The following is an 18,509-nucleotide window of genomic DNA, read 5'->3' on the forward strand; positions in this document are numbered from 1 at the left end:
TCAGGCGTCACGCACCAGCAGCGCCACCGGGCGCTCCTCGAACAGCTCCGCCAGCTTCACCGGCGTGTCCGGGCCGCCGGTGAACTCCCGTACGCCGTCCAGCGCGTCGAGCCAGCGGCCCGCGGGCAGCGCCATCGCCGTGTCCTGCCAGCCGCCCGCCTCGGCGAGGCGCAGCGAGAGCCGGGTGACGGCCGTCAGGACGCGGTCGGTGCGGGTGAAGGCGAGGCAGTGCGGGGCCGCCGGGCCGGTGGCGGCCAGCGGGGTGTACGTGGACGAGGGGCCGAAGAGGCCGGGGTGGTCGCGGCGGAGCCGGAGGGCGGCGCGGACGAGCGCGGTCTTGTCGTCGTCGGGGCCGATCGCGAAGGGAGCCCGGTTGTCGGGGTCGACCAGGGCGCGGTAGTCGCGTTCGGTGTTCTGGTAGAGCTCGGGCACGCCCGGCATGGTCAGCTGGACGAGCGTGGCGCCGAGGATCTGGGCGCGGATGTGGGGTTCGAGGGCGAAGGCCGACTCGGAGGCCCCGCGCAGCGGGATGCGGCCGGGGCCCGCCGCCACGAAGTCGGCCACGGCCCGCTCGTAGGCCGCGTCCGGCTCGGTCCAGCTGGTGTGCAGGCCCGCCTCGCGCACGGACTTGAGGACGGCGGGCCCGAGCCGGTCCGGGTCCGGGGCGCCGAAGCCGAACGCGGTCTGCCAGGCCGTCCACGCCAGGTGCGGATCGGGCGCGGGCACCTCGGAGACCTCCTCCAGGAGCTCCGCCCACCGCTGCGGGCACTGGGCGAGGACGGCGATCCCGGCCCGTACGTCCGCGCTGCGCTTGGTGTCGTGGGTGCTCAGGACCGTGCCGGTGGCCGGCCAGTCGCGGGCCAGCCGGGCGCAGTAGGCGTGGAAGTCGTCGGGCGCGACCGCCGGGTGGCCCGGGTCGCCGCCGACCTCGTTGGCCGACAGGAGCGGGGTGTAGCGGTAGAAGGCGGTGTCCTCGACGGACTTGGCGCGCAGCGCGGACGAGGTCTGGGCGAACCGGGCCCAGAACGCCCGGTGCTCCGGGCCGTCGCCGCAGGCGCCGAGGGCCAGGTCGCGGATCACGTCCACCGCCGTCGCCTCCTCCGGCACCGCGAACGCCGCCTTCGCGCCGCGCGCCGCCTCCGGGGTGAGGACCGCCTCGCCACCGGTGCGGTAGGTGCGGTAGACCGGCACCCGGACGAGGAGTTCGCGGATCGCGGTCTGCAGCGCCCAGGGCGCGTGGTCGCGCAGGCGCGGGTCGGCGGCGCAGATCCGGCCCGCGATCCGGGTCAGCGCGGCGGTCTCGGAGGCCAGCTCATGGGTCACCACCTTGTACGCGGCGCGCCGCGCGGTCGCCTCCCAGTAGCCGCCCCGGTCCCCGGCCCGGCCGACGAACTCACGGTAGACGTCGGCGAGTTCGGCGGCGCCGACCGCGTCGGTGAAGAGGCCGTCCACGTACCGCAGCGCGTCGTAGCCGGTGGTGCCGGCGACCGGCCAGGAGCCGGGCAGCGGCTCGGCGCCGGTGAGGATCTTCTCGACGACGATCCAGCACCGTCCTCCGGTCGCCGCCTCCAGGCGCTCCAGATAGCCCTCCGGGTCGGCGAGCCCGTCCGGGTGGTCGATGCGCAGCCCCTCCACGATCCCGTCCGCGACCAGTTCGAGCACCTTCGCGTGCGTGGCCGCGAACACCTCGGGGTCCTCGACCCTGACCCCGATGAGATCGGAGATGGTGAAGAAGCGCCGGTAGTTGAGCTCGGTGCGGGCCAGGCGCCACCAGGAGAGCCGGTACCACTGGGCGTCGAGCAGCTCGTCGAGGGGCAGGTCACGCGTGCCCTCCCGCAGCGGGAACTCCTGCCCGTCGAGGGTCAGGACGTCACCGGTCACCCGCATCCGGTCCCGTACCTCCGGCAGCCGGCCCGGCAGCACCGGAAGGAGCAGCCGCCCGCCGCCGGCCGCCCAGTCGATGTCGAACCAGCGCGCGTACGGCGAGTCCGGCCCCTCCCGCAGCACCTCGCGCAGCGCGTGGTTGTGCCGGGCCGAAGCCGCCATGTGGTTGGGCACCAGGTCCAGGACCAGGCCGAGCCCGTGCGCCCGCGCGGTCGCCGCGAGCGCCCGCAGCCCCGCCTCGCCGCCCAGCTCGGCCCGTACCGAGCGGTGGTCGGTCACGTCGTAGCCGTGCGCCGAGCCGGGCACGGCCTCCAGGACGGGGGAGAGGTGGAGATGCGAGACCCCGAGCCCGGCGAGGTGCGGGACGGCCCGCCCGGCGGCGGCGAACGGGAAGTCCGGCCCCAGCTGGAGCCGGTAGGTGGCGGTGGGCAGCGCCCGTTCCGACGAGGAGGTCATGCGAACGTACGTACCCCGCTGGGAGGCATCTGTGTCATGACGTTCACCCGAACGGGCGTCACCAAGCCATCAGGCCGGCCTCCGCAGCACCGTCAGCGTCAGCGGTGCCAGCGTCACCCGCTCGCCCGCCGTCACCACCGGACCGACGTCGGGCGGCATGCCCTCCGGGTGGGAGGTGTCCACGACGACCTTCCAGCACTCGCCGTGGGTGTCCGGCACCTCGAACTCCAGCTCCTGCGCCGAGGCGTTGAACATCATCAGGAAGTGGTCGTCGGAGATCCGCTCGCCCTGCGGGCCGGGCTCGGAGATCGCGTTGCCGTTGAGGAAGACCGTCAGCGCCTGGGCGTGCGCCGCCTGCCAGTCCCGCGCGGTCATCTCCACGGCCTCCGGCGTGAACCAGGCGATGTCGGTCAGCTCGTCGTGAGTGCCCTCGACCGGGCGGCCGTGGAAGAAGCGGCGGCGCCGGAAGACCGGATGGTCGCGGCGCAGCCGGACCATGGCGCGGGTGAACTCCAGGAGGGTGGCCTCGGGTTCGCTGCCCGGCTTGGGCCAGCGCACCCAGGAGATCTCGCTGTCCTGGCAGTAGGCGTTGTTGTTGCCGCCCTGGGTGCGGCCGAACTCGTCGCCGTGGCTGAGCATCGGCACGCCCTGCGACAGCATCAGCGTGGCGAGGAAGTTGCGCGACTGGCGAGCCCTCAGCTCGCGGATGCCGATGTCGTCGGTGTCGCCCTCGGCGCCGCAGTTCCAGGACCGGTTGTAGCTCTCGCCGTCCCGGTTCCCCTCTCCGTTGGCCTCGTTGTGCTTGTCGTTGTACGAGACGAGGTCGCGCAGCGTGAAACCGTCGTGGCAGGTCACGAAGTTGACCGAGGCCAGCGGGCGGCGCCCGTCGTCCTGGTAGAGGTCCGAGGAGCCGGTGAGCCGGGAGGCGAACTCGGCGAGCGTGCGCGGCTCGCCGCGCCACAGGTCCCGTACACAGTCCCGGTACTTGCCGTTCCACTCCGCCCACTGCGGCGGGAAGTTGCCCACCTGGTAGCCGCCCTCGCCCAGGTCCCACGGCTCGGCGATCAGCTTCACCTGGCTGACCACCGGATCCTGCTGCACCAGGTCGAAGAACGAGGACAGCCGGTCCACCTCGTGGAACTGGCGGGCGAGCGTGGCCGCGAGGTCGAAGCGGAAGCCGTCCACGTGCATCTCCGTCACCCAGTACCGCAGACTATCCATGATCATCTGCAGGACGTGCGGGGACCGCATGAGCAGCGAGTTCCCGGTGCCGGTGGTGTCCGTGTAGTAGCGGGGATCGTCCCCGAGCCGGTAGTACGAGGGGTTGTCCAGGCCCCGGAAGGAGAGCGTCGGCCCCAGGTGGTTGCCCTCGGCCGTGTGGTTGTAGACCACGTCGAGGATCACCTCGATGCCGGCCTTGTGCAGCGCCCGTACCGCCGACTTGAACTCCAGGACCTGCTCGCCGCGGTCGCCCCACGAGGCATAGGCGTTGTGCGGGGCGAAGAAACCGATCGTGTTGTAGCCCCAGTAGTTCGAAAGCCCCGCGTCCACCAGCCGGTGGTCGTTCACGAACTGGTGGACCGGCATCAACTCCAGCGCCGTCACGCCCAGTTCCTTCAGGTGCCCGATCACCGCCGGGTGCGCGAGCCCCGCGTACGTGCCGCGCAGCTCCTCCGGCAGCTCCGGGTGGAGCATGGTCAGGCCCTTCACATGCGCCTCGTAGATCACCGTGTGGTGGTACTCGGTGCGCGGCCGCCGGTCGTCGCCCCAGTCGAAGTACGGGTTGACCACGACCGAGGTCATGGTGTGCGGCGCCGAGTCGAGGTCGTTGCGGGCGTCCGGCCGTCCGAAGGGATAGCCGTACACCGCCTCGCCCCAGTCCACCGCGCCCGAGATCGCCCGCGCGTACGGGTCGAGCAGCAGCTTCGCCGGGTTGCAGCGCAGGCCGCGCTCCGGCGCGTACGGGCCGTGCACCCGGAAGCCGTACCGCCGGCCCGGCATCACGCCCGGCAGATAGGCGTGCCGCACGAAGGCGTCGGTCTCGCGCAGCTCGACCGAGGTCTCCGTGCCGTCGTCGTCGAGCAGGCACAGCTCGATGCGTTGGGCGGCCTCCGAGAAGACCGCGAAGTTGGTACCGGCGCCGTCGTAGGTGGCGCCCAGGGGATACGCCTGTCCCGGCCAGACCTGCATAGACGAACTCTTCCCCTTCGGAAGTCGGAAGAAGGTGTGTACGTCGGCCAGATCCTGCCCGAAACGTACGCAACCTCCTAGGACTTCGGCCCGTCCTACCGGGTGACCATCACTCCATAGGGGGAAAACATGAACGCGTGGGGGGAAGTGTGTACGAAATAGTGCGCCGTCACCTGGGCAAGGTGGTGGCCGGCGCAGCCATGGCCGTGACCGGGACCGCGGTGGCCGTCGCGGTCACCCTGCCCGGCAGCGCCGGGGCCGACGAGGCACCGCGTGGCAGCGCCGCCGCGACCGGCAGCACCGTGTCCGGGGCGCAGGGCGGGACCGGGACGGAGGGGCAGACCGACGGCCAGGCGCCCGGCCCGGCCGCCCTCGCCTCCGCGCCGCCCGAGGGGGAGAAGGGCGTGGGCACCGACCCGCTCACCGACGACGAGCTGAAGCGCGCCGAGGCGCTGGCGATGACCCAGCCCTCCCCCGGCCTCCGGCCGGGGGTGCCCTCAGGCACCGCCCAGCGGAACGCCGAGGGCGGGCGCGGCCCGCAGCGCCTCGGCACCGAGCTCGCCGACCCGATGCCCGGCGAGAGCGCCGGCAGTCCGCGCCGCGCCCAGGTGCGCTTCTACGACTACGGCCGCGACGAGCTCATCACGAAGACGGTCAACCTCGACACCGGCAAGGTCGAGCAGTCCGGCGCCCAGCGCGGGGTGCAGCCCTCCGCCCACCCCGAGGAGCTGCGCGCGGCCCTGGAGCTCATCCTGGCCGACCCGCTGAGCAAGGGCGTCAAGGAGGACTACAAGGACGCGACGGGCCAGGAGCTGACCTCCACCGACCAGCTGTGGTTCAACGGGGACGTCTACCGCACCTACCGCGAGGCGCACGTGCCCGCGGCGCTCGCCAAGTGCGGCGAGCACCGCTGCCTCCGGCTCGTCACCAAGGTGAAGAACGGCTCCTGGATCGACACCCGCGGCCTGATCGTCGACCTCAGCGCCCGCACCGTCACCCGCGTCGGCTGACCACCGCCGCGCACCCCGTCTGACTTCCGTACCGAGGGAGTACGTACGCAATGACCACTCCGCGACTTCGGCATGCCCGCCGCCCGGGCGCCGTCCTCGCCGCGACCGCGCTGCTCGGCGCCGTCGCCACCGCCGCCGCTAGCCCGGCCGGCGCCGCTCCGACGCCGACCCCGACCGCGACACCGACCCGGGCCGCCCCCGCTCCGGCCGACTGCTCCGCCGCGTACCGCATCGAGCAGAAGCTCGACGGCGGCACCGTCTGGCGGATGTGCTGGCGCTACTCCACCGACTCCGGGCTCGTCCTGGACAAGGTGACCTATCAGCCGCCCGGCGAGCGCGCCCCCATCCGCGTGCTGAACAGCGCCAAGCTCGCCCAGATCCACGTCCCGTACGACAACGGCAAGGCCGAGTACGACGACCTGACCGGCGCCGGCTTCGGCTGGGGCCTGCAGGCCCTGAAGCCCGGCGAGTGCCCCGGCGGCACCATCACCTCCGTCAAGGTGCCCGACGTCGGCAGGATCAACGGCCTGTGCACCACCACCCGGGCCCGCGGCCACGCCTACCGCATGGCCGCCGACACCGGGAACAAGGTCTGGCAGGCCCAGGGCAAGGACCTGCTCGTCTACACCGTCAACAAGGTCGGCTGGTACGAGTACATCAGCGAGTGGCGCTTCTCCTCCGACGGCGCCATAGCCGCCAACGTCGGGGCCACCGGCAGCCTCTCGCCCGTCGACTACGACGCGACCGACGGCCGCGGCTGGCCGATCGGCAGGGGCGCCCGCGACTACGCCACCAGCCACGCCCACAACGTGTTCTGGAAGCTGGACTTCGGCCTCGACGGCAGCAACAAGGGCCGCATCGAACAGTTCGACTCCAAGGTCACGCCGCCGGCCCGCGACGGCAGCCCGACCGTGAAGACGACCCGCACCCCCGTCACCAAGGAACTCGCCGGGGACGCCGCCAACATGCGCTGGTGGCGGGTGGTGAGCGCGACCGGCAAGAACAAGGACGGGCACGCCCGTTCGTACGAGATCGTGCCCGGCCACACCAACACCTACGGCGGCCGTCCCTTCACCAAGCACGACATCTACTTCACCCAGGCGCGCGCCTGTGAGCAGTTCGCCAGCAACAACACCCTGAACTGCGGCCGGGGCGCGCCCGACAGCGTGGACAAGTGGGTCAACGGCGAGACCCTGACCAATCCGGCCGTCTGGGTCAACATCGGGTTCCACCACATCGCCCGGGACGAGGACCAGCAGCCGATGCCGGTCCACTGGCAGGGTTTCCAGCTTCTGCCCAGGGACGTAACCGCTATGAATCCGCTCACTCCGGCCGATCTCGCCAACCAGAACGGCGCGCCGAACGTGGGCAGTTGAGCAACGGGCCGGGCGATCCTGCTGCACCGCCTCCCGCTCCCGGAGTACCCTTCCTTGATCGTTGTCAGGAGCAGAAGGCGGTGCGCGGGTGAGCTCGGGAGGTCTGGAGCTGCCACCGGGCGAGGCGGGTCACGACGGGGGACCGGCCGACCCCGGTGCGGCGCCGCCCGGCGCGGTCTCCGTCGTCCGGCCCGTCGAGATCGGGGCCGAGCTGGAGTGGGGCGCGGAGGCGTGGAGCGAGGTGCGCACCCGGGCCCAGCGGGCCGGCCGCGCCTACATCTGGCTCAATCTCGTCGAGCAGCGGCTGCGGGCCGTCGTCGCGGCCGTGCTGCGGCCGGTGTACGAGCCGGTGCACGGCGAGGAGTGGGTGGTGGCCGCGGCCGGGCCGGCCGGCCAGGAGTGGGTCCAGCGGGCCGTCGCGGTCCGTGAGGTCTCGCGCCGCAAGGGCTATCTGCTCGACCCGGCCGACGACAACGTGCTCAGCTTCCTCACCCTCCCGCAGCTGCGGGAGCTGATGGTGCAGCACTGGCCGTGCTTCGAGCCGTACTTCGACGACCGGCGCGAGGTCGAACTCGCCCTGGACGAGCTGGAGGTGACCCGCAACGTCGTCTCCCGCAACCGGGCCCTGTCGCTGACCGTGCTCGCCCAGTCCGAACGGGCCTCCGCCCGGCTCCTGGAGATCCTCGGGAGCGGGGCGGGGGTGCCCTCGGCCGACCGGCTGCCGGTCGACGCGGTCGAGGACCTGGTCGGCGACCGGTACGCGGACGTGGTCTCCGTCCACCCCGACCGGGTCCGGCTGCAGCGGCAGCTGCCGGCCGAGGACCTGTTCGGCGGGGCGCGCCGGCTCGACGCCACGGGCATAGGTCTCAATCTGCTCGTGCAGAACTTCTCCGGGCGGCGCATGGTACGGCTCGCCGAGTCCGGCTGCCGGATACGGCTGCTCTTCCTGAACCCGGCCAGCAGCGCGGTCAAGCGGCGCGAGCGGGAGCTCGGCCTGAAGAAGGGCGAGCTGAGCCGCGCGGTCGAGATGAACATCCTGCACATGCGCCGGGTGCGCGCCGCGCTGCGCGACCCGGGCGCCTTCCAGATCCACGTCTTCGACGAGACCCCGCGCTTCACCGCCTATCTGGTCGACGGTGACGGCCCGGACGGGGTCGCGGTCGTCCAGCCCTATCTGCGCAAGGCGCGCGGCATGGAGGCGCCGGTCTTCGTACTGCGCGGCGGCGGGCGGAACGTGGTGCGGTCCGGTGGTCAGGGCGGTGGTCCCGACCGTGACGAAGAACACGGACTTTTCGCGACATACCGGGAGGAGTTCGAGTCGGTCTGGCTCGACTCGCGCCCCGTCTCCTGATGTCCCCGGCCGCCCCTTCGACGGCATTGTCAGTGGCACGTGCGAAGGTTTTCAGCACCACGGGGGAGATCACGTAAGGAGGACCCGATGGCTTGGCATGGGGAACCACTGGTCGGCTTCGACCTGGAGACGACCGGTACGGACCCGCTGGAGGCCCGCATCGTGACGGCCTCGATCGTCGGCGTCCACGGCGGCCGGGTGGTCCGGCAGCGCGACTGGCTCGCCGACCCGGGCATCCGCATCCCGGAGCAGGCGTCCGCCATCCACGGCATCAGCAGCGAACGCGCCGCCGCCGAGGGCCGCCCGGTGCGCGAGGTGGCCGACGAGATCGCGGAGACGCTGACCGGCTACTGGGCGCAGGGCGTCCCGGTCGTCGCGTACAACGCCTCCTTCGACCTCACCCTGCTCTCCGCCGAGCTGCGCCGGCACGGACTGCCCTCGCTGGAGGAGCGGCTGGGCGGCGCCGGCATAGGCCCGGTCGTCGACCCGTACACCATCGACCGCGCCGTCGACCGCTACCGCCGTGGCAAGCGCACACTCGAAGCCGTCTGCGCCGAGTACGGGGTGGAGCTGACCAGCGCCCACCAGGCGGCGGCCGACGCGCTCGCCGCCGTCCGGGTGGCCGTCGCGATAGCCGAGCGGCACGCCTCGGTCGCCGCCCTCGACCCGGCCGAGCTGCATGAGCGTCAGATCGGCTGGTACCGGGCCTGGGCCGAGGACTTCCAGTCCTTCCTGCGGAGGAAGGGCGACCCGGAAGCGGTGGTGGACCCGATATGGCCGCTGCGTGAGCTCGGGGCCGTGCCGGTGCCGGGTTAGGCCCTCGCCTCGCCGTCGTTCGCCCGGAGGAAGTCGAGCAGCAGCTCGTTGACCTTCTCCGGCTGGTCGAGCTGGAGCCAGTGACCCGCGTCCTCGACGCGCTCGTAGCGCCAGGGGCCGGCGACGTGCCCGGCGGTGTCGGCCATCGAGCGCTCGGTGAGGAAACGGTCGCCGGTGGACCAGACGCCCATCACCGGGACCTGCGCGGGCAGCGGGGGCAGGGGGAGCACAGGGGCGAACTGGACCTCGGCCGGCAGGCCCGCGCGGTAGATGTTCAGCGCGGCCGTCAGGGCGCCCGGCTCCTTCAGCGGCTTCAGGACCGCTTCGCGGTCGGGGTGCTCGCCGAGCATCTCGCGCAGGTTGGCGTAGTCGTCGTGGGCCAGCCAGGTCTCGGCCACGCCCGCCAGCTGGAACAGCAGCATGTACCAGGACCGCTGCTTCTGCTCCCAGCCGGCGCCCCGGACCGAGGCGAAGTGGCCGACGGACAGGATCCCGAGGCTCAGCACCCGGTCAGGCAGGGCCTGGGTGAAACCCTGGACGACACCGGAACCCCAGTCGTGGCCGACGAGATGGGCCCGCTCGATCCCGAGCCGGTCGAGCAGCTCCACCATGTCGCCGACGTGCTTCGCCGGGTGGTACGCCTCCGGGCCGCCCTCCGGCCGGTCCGAGCCGCCGAAGCCGCGCAGGGTGGGCGCGATCGTCCTGAACCCGGCCGCGTTCAGGGCCGGGATCTGGTGGCGCCACAGGTCGTTGCTGTCCGGGAAGCCGTGCACGAGGAGGACCGCCGGGCCCTCGCCGCTCACCTCGACGTCCAGAGTGACGTCCGACAGTTCCATCCGCATCCCAACACCCCGTTCGTTACCGGCCGGTTCGACAGGGCTCATGATGTCAGAAGGGGTACCAGCGCACCTCGGGGTCGCCGTCCCGCAGCGAGGCCACCCGGCGCTCGAACTCGGCGAGCGCCTTCGGGTTCGTCGGGGCGTGCTGGGCCACCCAGGCGCAGCTCGCGGTCTCCCGCGCGCCGCGCAGCACCGCGCAGCCGTCCCAGTCGCGCACGTCCCAGCCGTACGCCTCGGTGAAGGCGTCGTAGGCGGCCGGGTCCAGGCCGTAGCGGTCCCGGGCGAGGGCGAGGACCACGAGGTCGTGCTCGCGCAGATCGGAGGAGAAGGTCTCCAGATCCACCAGGACCGGGCCGTCGGGGCCGACGTGGACGTTCCGGGGGAGGGCGTCGCCGTGGATCGGGCCGGGGGTGAGGTGCGGGGTGAGCGCGGCGGCCGCGGGGGCGAAGGAGTCGCGGCGCTCGCGCAGGAAGGCCGCGTCGGCCGGGTCGACGGCCTCGCCCGCGAGCCGCAGCCAGCGCTCGACCCCGCCCAGCAGTTCGCGGCGCGGCAGGTCGAGACCGGCCGGCTCGGGCAGGGCATGGACGGCGAGCAGCAGCGGGGCCAGGTCGCGCGGCTCGGCGGGGCGGACGGCCTCGGGGAGCCGGTGCCACAGGGTCACCGGGTGGCCCTCGACGAGCAGCGGCTCGGCCTCCGCGGCCCGTACGGCGGGGACACCGGCCGATTCCAGCCAGCCGGCCAGCGCCAGCTCGCGCTCGGCGCGCGGCAGCAGTTCGGCGTCGCGGCCGACCTTGACCACCAGGTCGCCGAGGGCAAAGACCGCGTTCTCGCCCAGGGCGAGCAGCGTCGCCTCGTCCGCCCGCAGCTTCGCGGCGGCCAGGATCTCCCGGGCCCGCGCCTCGTCCATCGTTCTCTCCCAGCGGCAGGTGCGCCGCACGCGCGACGCCGCACGTGCGATTTCCGCCAAAGTCTCGCATCCGCGCAGGTGACCGCGCAGGTCGGCTTGACGGGCCGTCGGCCCGTCAGGACGATGACCCAGGCCGATGCAGGGTGGCAAACCTGGCAAAGGGGGCAGATCGATGAGTGTGGTGACCGCGCCCCGGCGATCCGCGGGGCGCACCGCGCGCGACCGCCCACCCGGCCCGCCGGACCGGGGCCACGGCGCCTGGTTCCTCGTCCTGCCGGCCCTGCTGCCGATCCTGCTCCTCAGCGTCGGACCGCTCCTCTACGGCCTCGCGCTTGCCTTCACCGACGCCCAGTCCGGCCGCACCAAGGCCACGAGCTGGATCGGCACCCTCAACTTCCAGGACCTGCTGCACGACACCCTCTTCTGGGAGTCCTTCCGCATCGGCCTGCTGTGGGCGGTCGGCGTCACCGTCCCGCAGTTCCTGCTCTCCCTCGGCCTCGCGGTCCTGCTGAACCAGGACCTCCGGCTCCGCTGGCTCGCCCGGGCGCTCGCGATCGTCCCCTGGGCGATGCCCCAGGTCGTCGTCGGCATCATCTGGCGGCTCGTCTACAACCCCGACGCCGGCGTCCTCAACGAGACCCTGCACGGCCTCGGCCTCGGCGACGGCCGGGCCTGGCTCAGCGGCCTCGGCACCGCGCTGCCCGCCGTGATCGTCGTCGGCGTCTGGGCCGGCCTGCCGCAGACCACCGTCGCCCTCCTCGCCGGCGTCCAGAACACCCCGCGGGAGCTCCACGAGGCCGCCGCGCTCGACGGCGCCGGCGCCTGGCGCCGCTTCCGCACCGTCACCTGGCCCGCCCTGCGACCGGTCGCCCTCGCCATCACCGCGCTCGACTTCATCTGGAACCTGAACTCCTTCGCCCTGGTCTACGTGCTGACCAACGGCGGACCGGGCGGCCGCACCCGGCTGCCCATGCTCTTCGCGTACGAGGAGGCCTTCCGCTACGGGCAGTTCGGCTACGCCGCGGCCATGGGCTGCGTGCTCGTCGCCGTCGTCTCCGTACTCCTCGCCCTGTATCTCGCCGGGCGCCTGAAGGAGGACCGGTGAGGACCACGAAGGAGGAGCTGTGAGGCAGCGGCCCGTACGAGCGTTCCGTAGCCGCGGGGCCGCCCGCGCCGGCCAGTACGCGGCCCTCCTCGCGTATCTGGTCTTCCTCGCCCTCCCCTTCCTGTGGCTGGTCTCCACCGCCTTCAAACCGGCCACGGAACTGGGCGCGCTGCACCCCACCTGGATCCCGCGCGACCCCACCCTCGACAACTTCCGGCAGGCGTTCGCCGAACAGCCGCTCCTTCGCGCCGCCGGGAACAGCCTGCTCGCCGCGGTCGCCGCCGCCCTGATCGCGGTCACCGTCGCCACGCCCATGGCCTACGTCCTGGCCCGGCACCGCTCCCGGCTCGGCACGGCCGCCACCGGCTGGGTCGTGGTCAGCCAGGCCTTCCCCTTCGTCCTCCTGATCATCCCGCTCTTCCTCGTCCTCAAGAGGCTCCACCTCGTCAACAGCCTGGCCGGCCTGGTCCTGGTGTACGTGGTGTGGTCGCTGCCCTTCGCGCTGTGGATGCTCACGGGGTACGTACGGGCCGTGCCGCGCGAGCTGGAGGAGGCCGCGGCCGTCGACGGCGCCGGCAAGCTCCGTACCCTCGTCTCGGTCACCGCGCCGCTGCTCGCCCCGGGCCTGGTCGCCACCGCACTGTTCGCCTTCGTCACCGCGTGGAACGAGTTCTTCTTCGCGCTCGTGCTGCTCAAGTCCCCGGAGCGGCAGACCCTGCCCGTCGTCCTCACCCACTTCCTCGGCGCGGAGGGCGTCGCCGACCTCGGGCCGCTCGCCGCCGCCGCCTTCCTCGCCACCCTGCCCTCGCTGCTCGTCTTCGCCCTGATCCAGCGGCGCATCACGGGCGGGATGCTGACCGGGGCGGTGAAGTCATGAGACGGGGACGGATGCCGGTCGCACGGCTCCGGGTCGCACGGATGCCGATCGCGCTCCTCGCGGTCCTCGTACTGCTGCTCACCGGCTGCACAGCCGGCCACGACCGAGACCGCGACCGCGACGACGGCGGTGTGGTCCGGCTCCGGTTCCTCTCCCTCGCCTGGCAGAAGGAGTCCGTCGACGCCAACAAGGCCCTGGTGAAGGAGTGGAACGCCGGCCATCCCGGCATCCGGGTCGAGTACGTCCAGGGCAGCTGGGACTCCGTCCACGACCAGCTGCTCACCTCCTTCGAGGGCGGCGAGGCGCCCGACCTGATCCACGACGCCTCGGACGACCTCGCCGACTTCGCCTACGGCGGCTACCTCGCCGATCTGCGCCCGCTGCTCTCCGCACGGCTGCGCGCCGACATCCCCGCGCACAGCTGGCGGACCACGACGGTCGGCGACGGGATCTACGGCGTGCCGTTCCTCCAGGAGCCGCGCGTGATCATGGCCAACCGGACGCTGCTCCGGCAGGCCGGGGTACGCCTGCCGACACCCGAACGCCCCTGGAGCTGGTCCGAGTTCCGGCAGGTCGGCCGGGACCTGACGGCGAAGCTGGGGGAGGGGCGGTACGCGGTCGCCTGGCCGCTCAGGGAGCCCGTCTCCGTCTCGCTCAACCTGGGAGTCTCCGCCGGTGGCCGGCTCTTCCAGCGCGGCACCGAGGGCAGGGTCAGCGTCCGCTTCACCGAGGCCGACGCCGTCGTCCCCGGCACCCTGCGCGCCATGGCCGGCGCCGACGGCTCCGCCTCCCGCGCCACCCTCGGCAGCGGCGGCTCCGACACGCTGCCCGGCTTCTTCGCCGGGAAGTACGCGATGGTCCCGCTGGGTTTCTCGTACCGGCAGCAGATCGTGCAGCAGGCGCCCAAGGGCTTCGACTGGACCGTCCTGCCCGCGCCCGCCGGAGCCGCCGGGCTCGCGCAGGGCGTCAGCCCGCAGACCCTCTCCATCGCCCAGGACAGCCCGCACCAGCGGGAGGCGGCCGCCTTCCTCGACTTCTTCCTCCAGCCCCGCAACACCGTCCGGCTCGCGCTCGGCGACTGGATGCTGCCCACCTCCACCGCCGCCCTCGCCGATCCGGCCCTGCACACCTCGGAGTTCGGCTGGGCCACCGGTGCGGCGGTCGCCCGGCAACTGCGCCCGGCGCCCGCGCAGTCGGTGCGCGGCTACCCGGAGTGGAAGGACAAGGTGGCCACCCCGGCCTTCCAGGAGTACTACAGCGGTGCCATCGACACCGCGGAGCTGCGCCGGCGTCTGGAGGAGGACGGCAACCGGGTCCTCGCCCGCTACCAACGCGACTGACCGAGGGTCACCGCCCGCGAACCGTGCACCGAACCGCGCACCGAATGGGGTGAGTTGAGGAGACTCGCCCCATTCCCCTTTTTGAGAAACCTTGTTGAAGAAGTCACAGGTGTGTGAAGGCCTTGATTTGCACTCGTCAATCGGTCAGGGTTTCGAGTGAGCCGCCGGAAGAGTTTCGTCCGGAAGCTCAACCCCCCACAAAAACCTGACGAGGAGACCCCTCTTCATGGCAATACACAAGCGTGACCGCAAGCAGGTCCGGATCATCGCCGTCACGACCGCGATCGCCGCGGCCGCCGGAGTGACCGTCCTCACCGGCCCGTTCGCCGGAGCGACGCCCGCACCTGCCGAAGGAACCGTCTACGGCCTCGGCGCCAAGGGCGCCGTGGCGGGCAGCTACGTCGTGCTGCTCGACGAGAAGACCGGCCGGGACGGCAAGAGCGAACTGGCGAAGGAGTACGGCGGCACCCTGCGCCGCAGCTACGACTCCAGCGTCAACGGCTTCTCCGTCAACAACCTCACCGAGACCGAGGCCAAGCGCCTCGCCGCCGACCCGGCCGTCGCCAAGGTCGTCCAGAACCGCAGGTTCACGATCGAGGAGACCCAGGAGAAACCGCCGTCCTGGGGCCTCGACCGGGTCGACCAGACCGACACCGCCGGCGACGGCAAGTACACCTACCCCGACAGCGCGGGCCAGGGCGTCACCGCGTACGTCATCGACACCGGCGTCCGGATCAGCCACCAGGACTTCGGCGGCCGGGCCTCGTACGGCTTCGACGCCGTCGACAACGACGACACGGCCCAGGACGGCAACGGCCACGGCACGCACGTCGCCGGGACCATCGCCGGGTCCACGTACGGCATCGCCAAGAAGGCGAAGATCGTCGCCGTGCGCGTCCTCGACGACAACGGCTCCGGCACCACCGAGCAGGTCGTCGCGGGCATCGACTGGGTCACCCAGCACCACCAGGGCCCGTCCGTCGCCAACATGAGCCTCGGCGGCAGCGCCGACCCGGCGCTCGACGACGCGGTCCGCAAGGCCATCGCCTCCGGCGTCACCTTCGGCGTCGCGGCCGGCAACGAGTCCGCCGACGCCGGCGCGGGCTCCCCGGCCCGCGTCACCGAGGCCATCACCGTGGCCTCGTCCACCAAGGACGACCAGCAGTCCGACTTCTCCAACTTCGGCTCGGTCGTGGACCTCTACGCCCCGGGCTCGGAGATCACCTCGGCCTGGAACGACAGCGACACCGGCACCAAGACCATCTCCGGCACCTCCATGGCCACCCCGCACGTGGTCGGCGCCGCCGCCGTCTACCTGGGCGCCCACCAGGACGCCACGCCGGACCAGGTCGCCCAGGCGCTGGTCGCCGGGGCCACCCCGGACAAGATCGGCAACGCGAGCCCCGGCACCGCCAACAAGCTGCTGAGGATCGTCGAGTAGGGGTCCCGTAGCACACGGGAAGCCTTGAACGGCGGCCGCCGCGCCCTCCCCCACGGGGCACGGCGGCCGCCTTATGGTGTGCCCATGACCACCACCTACGCCCTCCTGCTCCGCGGGATCAACGTCAGCGGACGCAACAAGGTCCCCATGGCGGAGCTCCGTTCCGTCCTCGAAGGACTCGGCTACACCGGCGTGAAGACGTATCTCCAGAGCGGCAACGCCGTCTTCACCACCGACGCCGACGGCACCGAGGAGGAGCACGCCGCGGCGATCGAGGCGGCGATCGAGGGCCACTTCGGCTTCCGCGTCGCCTGCCTCGTACGGGACCACGAGTACCTCGCCGCCGTCGAGGCCGACTGCCCCTTCCCCGCCGCCGAGCTGGAGGGCAAGCAGCTGCACGCCCTCTACTTCTCGGGCCCCGTCACGGCCGAACGGTACGCCGCGCTCGACCGGGAGGCCTTCCTGCCCGAGGCGTTCGCGCTCGGCGACCGCGTCCTCTACCTCTACGCCCCCGGCGGCCTGGGCAGCTCCAAGCTCGGCGAGGCCGTCTCGCGGCCCTCCCTCTACAAGGACGTCACCGTCACCGGGCGGAACTGGAACACCGTGCGCAAGCTCGTCGAGATGACCGCACCCGAAGCCTGAGAGGCCACGCCAAGTGGCCCAGTCGAACAGCTCGTGATTGGCCCGCTCTCGCGGGCCATCCCGTGACTACTGTTCTTTCCATGACAACGACCGTGGACTTCTACTTCGACCCCGCCTGCCCCTTCGCCTGGATCACCTCCCGCTGGATCCTCGAGGTCGAGCGGCAGCGCGACCTCGACGTGCGCTTCCGGCTGATGAGCCTCTACTTCCACAACGAGGGCAACGAACTCCCCGACTGGTACCGCACCCTCGTCGACGCCTCCATCGGCCCGGTCCGGGTGGCCGCCGCCGCGGCCGAGCAGCACGGCGAGGAGATCCTGCGCCCGCTCTACACCGCGTACGGCACCCGCATCCACGACCGGAAGAACAAGGACTTCGACGCGGTGATCGCCGAGTCCCTCGCCGAGCTCGGCCTCCCCGCCGCTCTCGCCGAGGCGGCCAAGGACTCCTCGTACGACGCCGCCGTCCGCGTCAGCCACGACGCCGGCAAGGACCCGGAGGCCGGCGCGTACGTGGGCACGCCGACGATCCACGTCGACGGCACGGCCTGGTTCGGCCCCGTCCTGCGCGCCATCCCGCGCGGAGAGAAGGCCGCCGAACTCTTCGACAGCTTCCGCGTCCTGGCCTCCCACCCCGACCTCTTCGAACTGAAGCGGGAGCGCTCGGGCGGCCTCGACTTCAGCTAGGACCCGGTCGGGGCGCCGTCCTGCATCCGAAGGAAACGCTTGTCGCGAAACTTCAAGACCGCGCCCCGCACCCCTCCGTAACGTGACCGGCATGAACGCGATCCACGACCACCTCACCGCCTGCGCCGCCGAAGCCGCCCGCATCACCCGGGGCATCGGCACCGAGCAGCTCGCCACCCCGTCCGTCTGCGCCGACTGGACCGTCCGCGAGCTCGCCAACCACCTCGTCCTCTACTCCGCGCACGGCCTGGAGCACCGCGCGCTGCGGACCCAGCTCCCCGAGGAGACCGTCCAGCGCGACTTCACGGCCGACGCCGACTGGCCCGAGCGGTACCGCGCGCAGCTCGACCGCGCGCTCGCCGCCTGGGAGAAGCCCGAAGCCTGGGAGGGCGACGTCGACCTCGGTGGCAGCGCCGTGCCCGCCACCGAGATCGCCGCCATGCTCGTCCTCGAACTCGCCCTGCACGGCTGGGACCTGGCCCGCTCCACGGGCCAGGAGTACGACGTGCCGGAGGACACCGGTGCCTATGTGCTCGACGTGGTCGGGCGCTACGCCGAGATGTACCGGGAGTACGAAGGGTTCGACGCGCCCGTCGCCGTACCCGCCGGGGCCACGTCGATCGAGAAGGCCGTCGCCCTGAGCGGCCGCACGGTCTGAGCCGCCGCCGCGTACCGCTCCAGGAGCAGCCGCGCCAGCTCGGGCGACGGACCGAGGACGTCCGCGAGGACGTCCGCCGCCGCCTCTGCCGCGCCCGACGCGATGCGGTCGGGCAGCCGGCCCGGGGCGATCACGTACGGGGACACCGCGACCCGGCGGACGCCCGGCTCGGCGCGCAGCGCCCGTACGGCGTCCTCCGTGCGCGGAAGAGATGCGGAGGCGAACGCAGGTCGCACGGAGCACCAACCGGTGCGCCGCAGCTCCCGCGCCGTTTCAGCGATCACTGCGATCGCCTCCGGGTCGGTGGAGCCCGCCGAGGCCAGGACGACCCCGGTCGAGCTCTTGTCGGCGGGCGTGAGCCCCGCCTCGTAAAGCCGCCGCTCGACCGCGGCGAGCAGCAGCGGCGACGGGCCCAGGACCTCCGCCTGGCGGACGGTCAGGGACGCGGGGGCCTGCCGCAGTACGGCGGGGATGTCGGCCTTCGCGTGGAAGGCGCGGGTCAGCAGCAGCGGCAGCGCCACCACCTCCCGTACCCCCTCCGCGGCGAGCCGGTCGAGCACCCCGGTCACCGACGGCAGGTTGAAGTCCAGGAACGACGTCTCCACGCGCAGCCCGGGCCGCAGCAGCCCGGCCCGGCGCACCAGCGCCTGGACGGTGGCCGCGTGCCGCGGATCGCGGCTGCCGTGGGCGACGACGAGGAGAACCGGCGTACTCATGGTCAGCCCTTCACCAGCAGGCCGCGGCGGCGCAGCACGGCGCGCTCCAGGGGGCTGAAGATCAGCAGGTCGATGGCGACGCCGACGAGCAGGATCAGGATGATCGCGAGGAAGATGCCCGGCATGTCGAAGTTGTTGCGGCCGTTTTCCAGGAGCTGGCCGAGGCCGCGGCCGAGGTCGGGTGAGGAGGCGATGATCTCGGCGGCCATCAGTGA

At 72.4% G+C, this 18,509-nt stretch carries 16 protein-coding genes and 1 pseudogene; 11 read left to right on the forward strand and 6 right to left on the reverse strand.

Features of this window, described 5'->3' with window-relative positions; genetic code table 11:
* Positions 1-2,340, reverse strand: a complete 2,340-nt coding sequence (treY, locus tag ACIRSU_RS31215) for a malto-oligosyltrehalose synthase (RefSeq protein WP_403799240.1) — start codon at positions 2,338-2,340, stop codon at positions 1-3.
* Positions 2,341-2,409: 69 nt separating this feature from the next.
* The gene (gene glgX / locus ACIRSU_RS31220; RefSeq protein WP_403799243.1) at positions 2,410-4,530 is read right to left on the reverse strand and encodes a glycogen debranching protein GlgX; all 2,121 of its coding nucleotides are present in this window, start codon (positions 4,528-4,530) and stop codon (positions 2,410-2,412) included.
* A 149-nt stretch (positions 4,531-4,679) separates the two neighbouring features.
* Between glgX and ACIRSU_RS31225 the strand changes: the two genes are divergently transcribed.
* The 4 genes from ACIRSU_RS31225 (at position 4,680) to ACIRSU_RS31240 (ending at position 9,083) form a co-directional block, all read left to right on the forward strand.
* Entirely contained in the window at positions 4,680-5,540 is an 861-nt protein-coding gene (locus ACIRSU_RS31225) for a Tat pathway signal sequence domain protein (protein WP_403799315.1), read from the forward strand.
* A gap of 50 nt (positions 5,541-5,590) precedes the next feature.
* Positions 5,591-6,916, forward strand: a complete 1,326-nt coding sequence (locus ACIRSU_RS31230; protein WP_403799246.1) for a copper amine oxidase — start codon at positions 5,591-5,593, stop codon at positions 6,914-6,916.
* An 88-nt stretch (positions 6,917-7,004) separates the two neighbouring features.
* Complete coding sequence (locus tag ACIRSU_RS31235) at positions 7,005-8,267, forward strand: SAV2148 family HEPN domain-containing protein (RefSeq protein ID WP_403799249.1); 1,263 nt, start codon at positions 7,005-7,007, stop codon at positions 8,265-8,267.
* An 87-nt stretch (positions 8,268-8,354) separates the two neighbouring features.
* A complete protein-coding gene (locus ACIRSU_RS31240; protein WP_403799252.1) occupies positions 8,355-9,083 on the forward strand; it encodes a 3'-5' exonuclease in 729 nt (242 codons plus the stop codon).
* Here ACIRSU_RS31240 and ACIRSU_RS31245 read toward each other — a convergent pair.
* Entirely contained in the window at positions 9,080-9,925 is an 846-nt protein-coding gene (locus ACIRSU_RS31245; RefSeq protein ID WP_403799255.1) for an alpha/beta fold hydrolase, read from the reverse strand. The two genes, ACIRSU_RS31240 and ACIRSU_RS31245, sit on opposite strands and share 4 nt — an antisense overlap.
* Before the next feature lie 46 nt (positions 9,926-9,971).
* Positions 9,972-10,829: a phosphotransferase enzyme family protein gene (locus tag ACIRSU_RS31250; protein WP_403799257.1), complete on the reverse strand. Its 858-nt coding sequence runs from the start codon at positions 10,827-10,829 to the stop codon at positions 9,972-9,974.
* Positions 10,830-11,001: 172 nt separating this feature from the next.
* Between ACIRSU_RS31250 and ACIRSU_RS31255 the strand changes: the two genes are divergently transcribed.
* The 7 genes from ACIRSU_RS31255 (at position 11,002) to ACIRSU_RS31285 (ending at position 17,578) form a co-directional block, all read left to right on the forward strand.
* Positions 11,002-11,934 (forward strand): carbohydrate ABC transporter permease, encoded by a 933-nt coding sequence (locus ACIRSU_RS31255; protein ID WP_403799260.1) that lies wholly within the window; start codon positions 11,002-11,004, stop codon positions 11,932-11,934.
* Between the two features lie 19 nt (positions 11,935-11,953).
* Positions 11,954-12,811 (forward strand): carbohydrate ABC transporter permease, encoded by an 858-nt coding sequence (locus ACIRSU_RS31260; protein WP_403799262.1) that lies wholly within the window; start codon positions 11,954-11,956, stop codon positions 12,809-12,811.
* Between the two features lie 41 nt (positions 12,812-12,852).
* Positions 12,853-14,151, forward strand: coding sequence for an ABC transporter substrate-binding protein (locus ACIRSU_RS31265; protein WP_403799265.1), 1,299 nt, complete (start codon positions 12,853-12,855; stop codon positions 14,149-14,151).
* A 226-nt stretch (positions 14,152-14,377) separates the two neighbouring features.
* Positions 14,378-15,592 carry a S8 family serine peptidase gene (locus ACIRSU_RS31270; protein ID WP_403799267.1) on the forward strand — a complete coding sequence of 405 codons (1,215 nt, stop codon included), beginning with the start codon at positions 14,378-14,380 and terminating at the stop codon, positions 15,590-15,592.
* Positions 15,593-15,676: 84 nt separating this feature from the next.
* The gene (locus ACIRSU_RS31275) at positions 15,677-16,234 is read left to right on the forward strand and encodes a DUF1697 domain-containing protein (protein ID WP_403799270.1); all 558 of its coding nucleotides are present in this window, start codon (positions 15,677-15,679) and stop codon (positions 16,232-16,234) included.
* An 80-nt stretch (positions 16,235-16,314) separates the two neighbouring features.
* Complete coding sequence (locus ACIRSU_RS31280) at positions 16,315-16,920, forward strand: DsbA family protein (protein WP_403799272.1); 606 nt, start codon at positions 16,315-16,317, stop codon at positions 16,918-16,920.
* Between the two features lie 91 nt (positions 16,921-17,011).
* Entirely contained in the window at positions 17,012-17,578 is a 567-nt protein-coding gene (locus ACIRSU_RS31285) for a TIGR03086 family metal-binding protein (protein ID WP_403799274.1), read from the forward strand.
* Here ACIRSU_RS31285 and ACIRSU_RS31290 read toward each other — a convergent pair.
* On the reverse strand, positions 17,470-18,294 hold the full coding sequence (locus tag ACIRSU_RS31290) for a sirohydrochlorin chelatase (RefSeq protein ID WP_403799276.1): 825 nt from the start codon (positions 18,292-18,294) through the stop codon (positions 17,470-17,472). The genes ACIRSU_RS31285 and ACIRSU_RS31290 overlap by 109 nt on opposite strands.
* A gap of 2 nt (positions 18,295-18,296) precedes the next feature.
* Positions 18,297-18,509, reverse strand: a pseudogene (locus ACIRSU_RS31295) (ABC transporter permease); the annotation flags it as partial.

This window comes from Streptomyces sp. NPDC101160 (assembly GCF_044768205.1).
In the GTDB taxonomy this organism is placed as follows: Bacteria; Actinomycetota; Actinomycetes; order Streptomycetales; family Streptomycetaceae; genus Streptomyces.

Coding starts and splice junctions, on each gene's coding strand:
- treY (WP_403799240.1), bottom strand. CDS start 2,340: ATGACCTCCTCGTCGGAACGGGCGCTGCCCACCGCCACCTACCGGCTC.
- glgX (WP_403799243.1), bottom strand. CDS start 4,530: ATGCAGGTCTGGCCGGGACAGGCGTATCCCCTGGGCGCCACCTACGAC.
- ACIRSU_RS31230 (WP_403799246.1), top strand. CDS start 5,591: ATGACCACTCCGCGACTTCGGCATGCCCGCCGCCCGGGCGCCGTCCTC.
- ACIRSU_RS31240 (WP_403799252.1), top strand. CDS start 8,355: ATGGCTTGGCATGGGGAACCACTGGTCGGCTTCGACCTGGAGACGACC.
- ACIRSU_RS31245 (WP_403799255.1), bottom strand. CDS start 9,925: ATGCGGATGGAACTGTCGGACGTCACTCTGGACGTCGAGGTGAGCGGC.
- ACIRSU_RS31250 (WP_403799257.1), bottom strand. CDS start 10,829: ATGGACGAGGCGCGGGCCCGGGAGATCCTGGCCGCCGCGAAGCTGCGG.
- ACIRSU_RS31255 (WP_403799260.1), top strand. CDS start 11,002: ATGAGTGTGGTGACCGCGCCCCGGCGATCCGCGGGGCGCACCGCGCGC.
- ACIRSU_RS31265 (WP_403799265.1), top strand. CDS start 12,853: ATGCCGATCGCGCTCCTCGCGGTCCTCGTACTGCTGCTCACCGGCTGC.
- ACIRSU_RS31270 (WP_403799267.1), top strand. CDS start 14,378: ATGGCAATACACAAGCGTGACCGCAAGCAGGTCCGGATCATCGCCGTC.
- ACIRSU_RS31275 (WP_403799270.1), top strand. CDS start 15,677: ATGACCACCACCTACGCCCTCCTGCTCCGCGGGATCAACGTCAGCGGA.
- ACIRSU_RS31280 (WP_403799272.1), top strand. CDS start 16,315: ATGACAACGACCGTGGACTTCTACTTCGACCCCGCCTGCCCCTTCGCC.
- ACIRSU_RS31285 (WP_403799274.1), top strand. CDS start 17,012: ATGAACGCGATCCACGACCACCTCACCGCCTGCGCCGCCGAAGCCGCC.
- ACIRSU_RS31290 (WP_403799276.1), bottom strand. CDS start 18,294: ATGAGTACGCCGGTTCTCCTCGTCGTCGCCCACGGCAGCCGCGATCCG.